The sequence below is a fragment of the Nocardioides lianchengensis genome, from assembly GCF_900101465.1.
GTDB classification, from domain to species: Bacteria; Actinomycetota; Actinomycetes; order Propionibacteriales; family Nocardioidaceae; genus Nocardioides; species Nocardioides lianchengensis.
This window is the reverse complement of the sequence record NZ_FMZM01000022.1, coordinates 1-7979: the sequence shown is the minus strand read 5'-3', so window position 1 is coordinate 7979 and position 7979 is coordinate 1. Positions and strand designations below refer to the sequence as shown.

The window sequence follows — 7979 nt, the reverse complement described above, 5'->3', positions numbered from 1 at the left end:
ACACCGTCCTTGGTCAGGACCGTCTGCTCGACATCCCGCGCCTGGTCGCCGCCGCGCGGCTCGTCGGTGGTCCTCAGACCCGAGACCACGCCCCACCCCGGCGGAACCGACATGCTGACCTCCGTGGTGACCCGGAACGCCTCGCCGGTGCGGGTCGTGTCGTCCCACGCCACCTGGTCATCGACCCACGGCACGACCCAGGCCCACAACGCCAAGACCGCGAACGCCACCACCGCGTAGGGGATGGACCGACGGTCCAGTCCCAGCCACCGGTGCTCCACGGGCACCCGGCGCCCGCTCAGTTCCGTCGACGACATCACGCCTCACTCCCCGAGCGGCGGATGCCGACTCTGGGCGAAAACCTAGAGATCCCTCTTGGATCGGTCAAACACAGCCTCATCACAGGTCACCCGAGCAGTAGCGCGGGCAGGTCGGCAATGGACGTCAGTACATGGGTGGCGGGCGTCGCCGACAGCGCGGCCTCGTCGAAGGAACCACTCAACACGCCGATGACCCACCCGGCGCCAGCGTGGTACCCGGCCCCGACGTCATTCGGCGTGTCGCCCGCCACCGCGACACTGCGTACGTCAGTGACTCTGGTGGCTTCCATCGTCCGGAAGACCAGGTACGGCGCGGGGCGGCTGGCCGGGACCTGATCCGAGGTGACGACGGCGTCGACGGTGCCGCTCGGGCCCACTTCCCAACCCAGACCGGCGAGGATAGATTCGGCGATGTCCGCGGAGTAGCCGGTCTGCAACGCGACTTGGACGCCACCGGATCGCAGCGCCGCGAGCGCCTCGGGCACCCCGGGCAGCGGCGTCGGAGGCGTCTCCTTGTAGGCGATCACGAGCCGCTGTCGGAAGTCGGCGAAGACGCGGTCGACGCGGACTTCGGAGGTGTCGGCGTCGAGGCCCGCGAGCAGGCCGCCGATGGCCTCACGCTTGCTGGTGCCCTTCCAGGAGGCCAGCAGGTCGGCCGGGACGGGAGCGCCGGCGGCGTCGGTGATCGTCTGCTCCAGCACGCCGTAGACGAGGCCGCCCTCGTCCACGGTCGTGCCGGCCATGTCGAGTGAAGCGAGGCGACAGCGCGTCGCCGCGCCGTGGGGGTGGTTCACGAGGACTCCTTGAGGATCCGCAGGTCGGGGCGCACACCGGCGGCGCTGGCGTGGCTGTTGGCGATGGTGAAGGTGACGCGGTCGGGTCGGTAGCGGTCGTCGGAGTACTCCAGCGGAACGCCGGAGGAGGTGGTGGAGAGCCGGCGCTCCCGGAGCAGCGGGCTGCCGACCTCGACCTGCAGCAGCTCGGCGTCGACCTCGTCGGCGGCCACCGCGTCGAACGTGTGCCGCGCGGAGTGCAGGTCCGCCCCCTGAGCGGTGAGGTAGGCCCAGATCGAGCCGCTGTCGGGATCGAAGTCGAAGAGCAGCCGACCGACCTCGGTGACGAACGTCGACCGCTCGAGCATCGCCGGCTCGCCGTCGAGCAGCCGCAGGCGCAGGACGTCGACGACCGGCGTGTCCTCGTCGAGCTGCAGGGCGGTCGCGGCGACGACCGACGCCTGGCGGCGCGCGACCTCGATCGTGCGCTGACCGGGCACCCGCCCGGCGTCCTGAGCCCAAGTGGAGAAGCTGATCAGGGTCTCGAACGGCTGGCCGAGCGCCGAGTCCAGGACCATCGGGGAGCGTCCCTGCCCACCTCCGATCAGACCCTGCTGACGCAGGGTGGCCAGAGCCGAGCGGATGGTCCCGCGGGAGGCTCCGAACTGCTGGCACAACTGGGCCTCGGAGGGGAGTGCCGTACCGCGGGCCAGCTCGCCGCGGGCGATCCGCCCGCGCAGCTCCTCGGCGATCCGAGCGTGCATCGGTGAACTCATGCGAGGAACGTACAACTTGGTTGGACAAGTTGTCGCCACCGTCACTCAGAGCCTCGGTGAACATTGAACTCGCCCACTCCCACCTGCGTGAACAGCCGGTTAACTTGTACACACAAGTGGTGTCGACCTCTTGACCGGTCCTGGGCGGTCGGTCACGGTTCTCGGCATGCAGACCTCCGCCTCCTCCCCCGGTCGCTACGACCTCGCCGTCGTCGGTGCAGGCATTGTCGGACTCGCCCACGCCGCCGACGCCGCCTCGCGCGGGCTGCGGGTCGTCGTCTTGGAGCGGGACCAGCACGCGGCGGGTGCGTCGGTGCGCAACTTCGGGCACGTGTGCACGACCGCGCAGACCGGGGAGGCCCTGCGGCTGGCGCTCGCCGCGCGGGAGAGCTGGCTGACCCTGGGACCGAAGGCCGGCTTCGACGTCGCGACCTGCGGGACCGTCGTCCTCGCCCGAGCGGCCGACGAGGCCGCCGTCCTGGAGGAGCTGCACGCGGCCCGCGGCAGCGAGCAGGTGCGCCTGCTGACGCCGCAGGGGCTGCGGTCCGAGGTGCCGTTCGCGACCGACGAGATCGTCGCCGGCGCACTGCTCCCCCTCGACCTCCGGCTCGACCCGCGCGCCGCACTGCCCGCGCTGGCCGCCTGGCTGACGGACGAGGGGGTCGAGATCCGGTGGGGCACTCACGTGGGCTCTGTTGAGCCCGGCGTCGTGCACACCTCCCGCGGGCCCGTGGCAGCGGACCGGATCGTCCACGCCGTGGGCCACGACGTCGACCGACTCTTCCCCGAGCTTGCCGCCGAGTGGGACGTCCAGCGCTGCGTGCTGCAGATGCTGGAGGTCGCACCGCCGCACGGCGTGGTGGTCGACCCTGCCGTGCTGACCGGCCTGTCCATGCTGCGGTACGGCGGGATGGCCGAGCTGCCGTCGGCCGCTCGCCTCGCCGAGCGCCTTGCCCGCGAACAGCCCGAGCTCCTCGACGTCGCGATGAACCTGATGCTGACCCAGCGTCCGGACGGCTCGATCGTCCTTGGCGACACCCACCACTACGCAGTGACCCACCCCCCGTTCGAGGACGAGAAGGTGGTCGCCCTCGTGCTACGCGAGGGCGAACGTCTGCTCGGTGCACCGCTCACCGTGCGCCGGCGCTGGCGTGGCGTCTACGCGAACTCGGCCCTGACCGACTTCCTCGTCGCCGAGCCGCACGAGGGAACGCGGGTCGTCGCCGTCACCTCCGGCATCGGGATGACCACCGCGCTCGGTCTCGCTCCGACCGTCCTCGACCAGCTGCTCTGACCCAGTCCCAGACCGACCGTCCACCAGCCAGCTTCTCGCCTCTCTCTGAGGCTCTGCCCTGCCCTCCCCACCCCATCTCTCGCCTGGAGAAACCCCGTGAAGACCACCACCCACCGCACCGGCCTGGCCCTCGCCGCCCTCGCGACCACCGTCTCCCTGCTCACCGCTGGCTGCGGTGGGTCGAGCTCGGCCGAGAAGTCGGCCACCTGCCCCGGTGGCCAGGTGCGCTTCGGCGTCGAGCCCTACGAGGACCCGGAGAAGCTCACCCCGGCCTACGAGGCCGTCGCGGGCGCACTGGAGAAGGCCCTCGACTGTCCCGTCGAGGTCACCATCGTCGAGGACTACTCGGCCGAGGTTCTTGCCATGGCCAACGACCAGCTCGAGCTCGGCCAGTTCGGACCGCTCGGCTACGTCTTCGCCAGCGACAAGGCCGACGCGGAGGCCATCGCGTCGTTCGGAACGGCCGACGGCGAGGTGAGCACCTATACCGCCGGGATCTGGGTGCCTAAGGGCTCCGACCTCGCCGAGGTCGGAGCCCTCGCGGGTCACAGCCTGGCACTCGGCAGCGTCGGCTCCACCTCCGGCGATGCCTTGCCCCGGGAGGCCCTGGCCGAGGCGGACGTCGCCGAGGATGACGTCGAGATCGAGTACGCCGGCGGTCACCCCGAGGCCCTTCTCGCCCTCACCAACGGCAAGGTCGATGCCGCGCAGATCAACAGCCAGACACTGGCGACCGCTGTCGCTGAGGGCACTTTCAACCCCGACGAGTACACCCAGATCTGGACCTCCGAGCCCATCCCGAACGACCCGATCACCATCCGCGGCGACCTTCCCGACGAGTTCAAGGACGCCGTCACAGACGCGCTGCTCAACCTGCCGCCCGAGACCGTCGGCGAGGTCGGCCAGTACCTCGACGTGACCCCTCCCGGCCCCATGGTCGCCGTCACCGACGACACCTACGAGCCGCTGTTCACCCTGGCCTCCACCCTGGGCCTGACCGAGGACGACGTGTGAGCGTCTCCGCCGCCCCGCTCACGAGGAGCAGCACCATGGCCGAGACCGGCGCCGGCCTCCGCGTGCGCGGCCTGACCAAGTCGTACGGCGACCGCCACGTCCTGCACGGCGTCGACGTCGACGTCGCCGCCGGGGAGCTCGTCACGATCCTCGGCGCCAACGGCTCCGGGAAGTCCACCCTGCTGCGCTGCGTCATCGGGCTGGAGCGCGCCGAGTCCGGGACCGTGCTGGTCGCCGGGGAATCGCGGACCTCGCAGCCGACGTCGGTGGCCATGGTCTTCCAGAAGATCGACCTGGTGGGCCGCTACACCGCGCTCGACAACGTCTGCAGCGGCGCGCTCGGCCGCCTGTCCGGCGCGCGCTCCCTGCACCCGCGGCTGTTTCCCCGGTCGCTGCGCGAGGAAGCTATGGCCTGCCTCGACGAGGTCGGGCTCGCCGACCGCGCCCACGACCCGGTCCGCCGGCTGTCCGGCGGCCAGCAGCAGCGGGTCGCCGTGGCACGGGCTCTGTGCCAGCGACCGTCGGTGCTCCTCGCTGACGAGCCCGTCTCCGCCCTCGACCCCGCCGCGGCCGAGCAGGTGATGGGCGTCCTGGCCCGGATCGCGCACCAGGGTCTCGCGGTCCTCGCCGTCCTGCACCAACCCGACATCGCCCGTCGCCACTCCGACCGGATCCTGGGCCTGCGGTCCGGACGGCCCGTCTTCGCGGGCGCGCCGTCCGAGGTCGACCTGGCCGAGGTCGACGCGCTCTATGCCGTACCCGCACCTCGTCCCTCGGAGGACCGATGAGCATCCTGCTGCCCGACCGGCCGGCCGACGGCGCGCCCGCGCCGGCCCGCCGACTGCCCGTCCCCCCACGTCCGCACGCCGGCCGCGCGGGCGTCGGCCTCGCCGTCGTGGTCGGACTCCTGGTGGCCGCGCACGTCGTGGCGATCCGGCAGACCGAGGTCTCGATCACTGCGCTCATCGACGGGTGGAGCGGCATCACCCGCTTCCTCGGCGATGCGTTCCCGCCGGACCTGACCTGGGACACCGTGGTCCGACCGGGCATCGAGGCGACCATCACCACGTTCTGGATCGGGCTTCTCGGGACGACGCTCTCGATTCCGCTGACCGTCGTGCTGACGGTGCTCGGCGCGAGGACCACGACGCCGAACGCCGTCGTCTACCAGGTGGCCCGGGCGGTGATGTCCTTCCTCCGCGCCGTGCCGGACATCGTCTTCGCCCTGATCTTCGTCACCGCCGTCGGGCTCGGTCCCTTCCCCGGCGTCCTGGCGATCCTGCTTCACAACGCCGGCGTGATGGGCAAGCTGTGGTCCGAGGCGGTCGAGGAGATGGACCAGGGCCCGGTCACGGCGCTACGGACCACCGGCGCCAAACGTCCCCAGGTCCTCGCCCACGCTGTCCTGCCGACCGTCGTCCCCCAGCTGATCGGGCTGCTGCTCTACCGGCTCGACGTCAACGTGCGCAGCTCACTCGTCCTCGGCCTGGTCGGCGCCGGCGGCATCGGCTTCCTCATCAACAAGTCCATCAAGCTGTTTCAGTTCGACGAGATGCTCACCTACATCCTCATCGTCCTGGTGTTGATCGTGGTCGTCGACCAGGTCTCCGGCGCGGTACGCCGACGCCTCGCGCGCTGAGCATGAGCCACCGGCGGGGATGTTCTCGGATGCAGTCGCACCCGTATCTTCGAAGAGCACTCAGACACTCCGGAGCCGATATCCCCTACCGCAATCCGCTGCCTACCAGGCGCGCCGACTTAGTCCTCGATGGAACGGTCGACGTGGGTGTGCGCGCGCATCTGTTGGACGTCGTCTCCGATCTGGCGGTCGTGCTGGACGTCATCACGGTCGACCTCTCTGGAACGACCTTCATCGATTGCTCGGGGATCACCACACTGCTGGGCATGCACACCCTGGCGACTTCAGCCGGCAGTCGCGTCGAGATCACTGCAGTGAGTCGGGCGGCCTGGCGCATGATCACGGTGAGCCAGACGATCCGACCGTTCCCGCGTGACGCGCTCGTCCTCCCAAGCTCGACGGGACGTCAGTAGCGCGCTAGGTTCCTGCTCCGGGGCAGGCGGCGAAGCTGACGGAGCACACGCATAGCGCACGACACCGACTGCGCGGGCGCGATCCGCAAGTACCAGCTCACGATCCCGACGAGTGCCACACGGCACGAGCGAGGTGCGTCGACTTCTTCCGGGTCGGCTTCGTCAGGTGGTCGAAGCCGAGGTCATCTCACTCGGGCGCTGGCGCGGTCCGCATCCAGTCCGCACCAGGTCCGCCAGTGCTCATTGCGGACCGATGACTACCCACGACGATCATCTAGAGGCGATACAGCGTTTCCCCAGGTCAGCGGCATTTTCCAGCGATAATCACGGCCCTTCACAGGCACCCGTTTGCGGACCGTTTTGGTCTTATGAGTCCTCTGCTCTAACCGACTGAGCTACCGCCCCGCGGCGCGACGTACCGGGGGACGCCGCTCGGGTAGACGTGACCCTAGCGGTCGCAGGCGCATGCCCTTCAGGCCCGTCCGGCGCGGAGCCGCGCGATCTCCTTCCGGGAATGGGCCACGGCGTCGTTGTCCTCGCCGCCGCTCTCGCTGAGGTCGTGGGCGAGGTCGAGCGCCGCCGCCAGCACGTGCTTCTCCCGCCGCTTGCTCACGCCGTCGGCGCGGCCCTTGATCGCGGCCTTGCGGTCCTTGCGGCGGCGCGACTGCTCCCCCGTGAGTGCGACGAGCTCGACCTCGGTGAGGGTGCCGTTGGCGACCTCGGGGGCGAGCACGTCGCGGAGCCAGCCGCGCTCGCGGTGCGAGCCCCAGCGCAGGGCCACGAACAGCACGACGAAGCTGACGACGGTGATGCCGGCCATCAGGGCGGTGACGACGAACCCGTTGGCGTTGGAGAGGGCCAGCATCGAATCCCACAGTCCGTGGATCAGCATGGCCGACGCCATCAACAACAGGCCGCGCCCGACCCGCCGTGGCTGGGCCCTGGTGCCGACGAGGTAGACGATGCCGGCGGCGAAGATCGCGGTGTACATCGCGTGTGACGAGATGCCGGACAGCGAGCGGATGACGAACGTGTGGAGGACCGCCCCGACCTGGTCCACGCCGAAGTTCGAGTAGGCGCTGTTCTGCCCGTAGAGCATGTCCTCCAGCACCTGGAAGCCCAGTCCCACGAAGGCGCCGACGATGAGACCGTCGTAGACGGTGCGGATGACGAACGGCGCCAGGCCGAGCATCAACACGAACACCGCTCCCTTGGCGCTCTCCTCCACGAACGGGGCGGTGAGCCCGGCGTTCCAGTCCGCGGCCCAGACCTGCCCGAAGGTCTTGCTGTAGAGACTCATGACCGCGGCGTTGCCGGGCATCGCCATCGCCCACACCGCACCGATCCCACCACCGATGAACGCGGTCGCGGCCAGCAGCGCAGGGGTGCGCTCATAGCGGTCGGCGTGGTGCAGGAACAGCAGGAACAGCAGGCAGAAGGTGCCGGCCGACGCGACACCGGCGATGTCCGCGTCCGCGAAGACCGGGGCGATCGGGACCGCGATCCGGTACAACTCGCGAGCACCCAGGACCACCAGCAGCAGGTAGACCCACAGGCTCAGGTTGCGCGGCTGGAACAGGTGGAACCGCGCACCCCACCCAGATTCCTCGATCGCGTCGCGACGTCGTGCGAGGAGGTCGGCGGTCTCCGCGGTGCCGGCCACACCGGTGTCGCTGCTGGTGCTCATCAGGAGTCGCCCCCGTCCTGGGTGAGGGAGTCGATCATGGCGTCGGTCTCCGATCGCAGCCGG

General features: G+C 70.2%; 8 protein-coding genes. 5 read left to right on the top strand and 3 right to left on the bottom strand.

Annotated elements, in window-relative coordinates; translation table 11 throughout:
- Nucleotides 1–406: 406 nt before the first annotated feature.
- Together BLT76_RS25235 and BLT76_RS25230 are read right to left on the bottom strand one after the other, a co-directional pair.
- Entirely contained in the window at nucleotides 407–1114 is a 708-nt protein-coding gene (locus BLT76_RS25235) for a phosphonatase-like hydrolase (RefSeq protein WP_244509577.1), read from the bottom strand.
- Nucleotides 1111–1869 carry a GntR family transcriptional regulator gene (locus BLT76_RS25230; RefSeq protein WP_090861083.1) on the bottom strand — a complete coding sequence of 253 codons (759 nt, stop codon included), beginning with the start codon at nucleotides 1867–1869 and terminating at the stop codon, nucleotides 1111–1113. Before BLT76_RS25230 ends, BLT76_RS25235 begins: the two co-directional genes overlap by 4 nt.
- A 166-nt stretch (nucleotides 1870–2035) precedes the next feature.
- Between BLT76_RS25230 and BLT76_RS25225 the strand changes: the two genes are divergently transcribed.
- From BLT76_RS25225 to BLT76_RS25205, 5 genes are all read left to right on the top strand, one after another.
- The gene (locus BLT76_RS25225; protein WP_090861082.1) at nucleotides 2036–3163 is read left to right on the top strand and encodes a TIGR03364 family FAD-dependent oxidoreductase; all 1128 of its coding nucleotides are present in this window, start codon (nucleotides 2036–2038) and stop codon (nucleotides 3161–3163) included.
- Between the two features lie 96 nt (nucleotides 3164–3259).
- Nucleotides 3260–4177 (top strand): phosphate/phosphite/phosphonate ABC transporter substrate-binding protein, encoded by a 918-nt coding sequence (locus BLT76_RS25220; protein ID WP_090861081.1) that lies wholly within the window; start codon nucleotides 3260–3262, stop codon nucleotides 4175–4177.
- 35 nt (nucleotides 4178–4212) lie between these two features.
- The gene (locus tag BLT76_RS25215) at nucleotides 4213–4965 is read left to right on the top strand and encodes a phosphonate ABC transporter ATP-binding protein (protein WP_090861084.1); all 753 of its coding nucleotides are present in this window, start codon (nucleotides 4213–4215) and stop codon (nucleotides 4963–4965) included.
- Nucleotides 4962–5816: a phosphonate ABC transporter, permease protein PhnE gene (phnE, locus tag BLT76_RS25210; RefSeq protein ID WP_090861080.1), complete on the top strand. Its 855-nt coding sequence runs from the start codon at nucleotides 4962–4964 to the stop codon at nucleotides 5814–5816. Before BLT76_RS25215 ends, phnE begins: the two co-directional genes overlap by 4 nt.
- 29 nt (nucleotides 5817–5845) lie before the next feature.
- Nucleotides 5846–6229 carry an STAS domain-containing protein gene (locus BLT76_RS25205; protein ID WP_139175875.1) on the top strand — a complete coding sequence of 128 codons (384 nt, stop codon included), beginning with the start codon at nucleotides 5846–5848 and terminating at the stop codon, nucleotides 6227–6229.
- 472 nt (nucleotides 6230–6701) lie between these two features.
- Here BLT76_RS25205 and BLT76_RS25200 read toward each other — a convergent pair whose 3' ends face one another.
- Nucleotides 6702–7916, bottom strand: coding sequence for a PrsW family glutamic-type intramembrane protease (locus tag BLT76_RS25200; RefSeq protein WP_090861078.1), 1215 nt, complete (start codon nucleotides 7914–7916; stop codon nucleotides 6702–6704).
- Nucleotides 7917–7979: the final 63 nt, after the last annotated feature.

Bases quoted from the DNA above. Each gene is read 5' to 3' on its own strand.
- BLT76_RS25230 (WP_090861083.1), bottom strand. From the start codon at position 1,869: ATGAGTTCACCGATGCACGCTCGGATCGCCGAGGAGCTGCGCGGGCGG.
- BLT76_RS25225 (WP_090861082.1), top strand. From the start codon at position 2,036: ATGCAGACCTCCGCCTCCTCCCCCGGTCGCTACGACCTCGCCGTCGTC.
- BLT76_RS25200 (WP_090861078.1), bottom strand. From the start codon at position 7,916: ATGAGCACCAGCAGCGACACCGGTGTGGCCGGCACCGCGGAGACCGCC.
- BLT76_RS25215 (WP_090861084.1), top strand. From the start codon at position 4,213: ATGGCCGAGACCGGCGCCGGCCTCCGCGTGCGCGGCCTGACCAAGTCG.
- BLT76_RS25205 (WP_139175875.1), top strand. From the start codon at position 5,846: ATGCAGTCGCACCCGTATCTTCGAAGAGCACTCAGACACTCCGGAGCC.
- phnE (WP_090861080.1), top strand. From the start codon at position 4,962: ATGAGCATCCTGCTGCCCGACCGGCCGGCCGACGGCGCGCCCGCGCCG.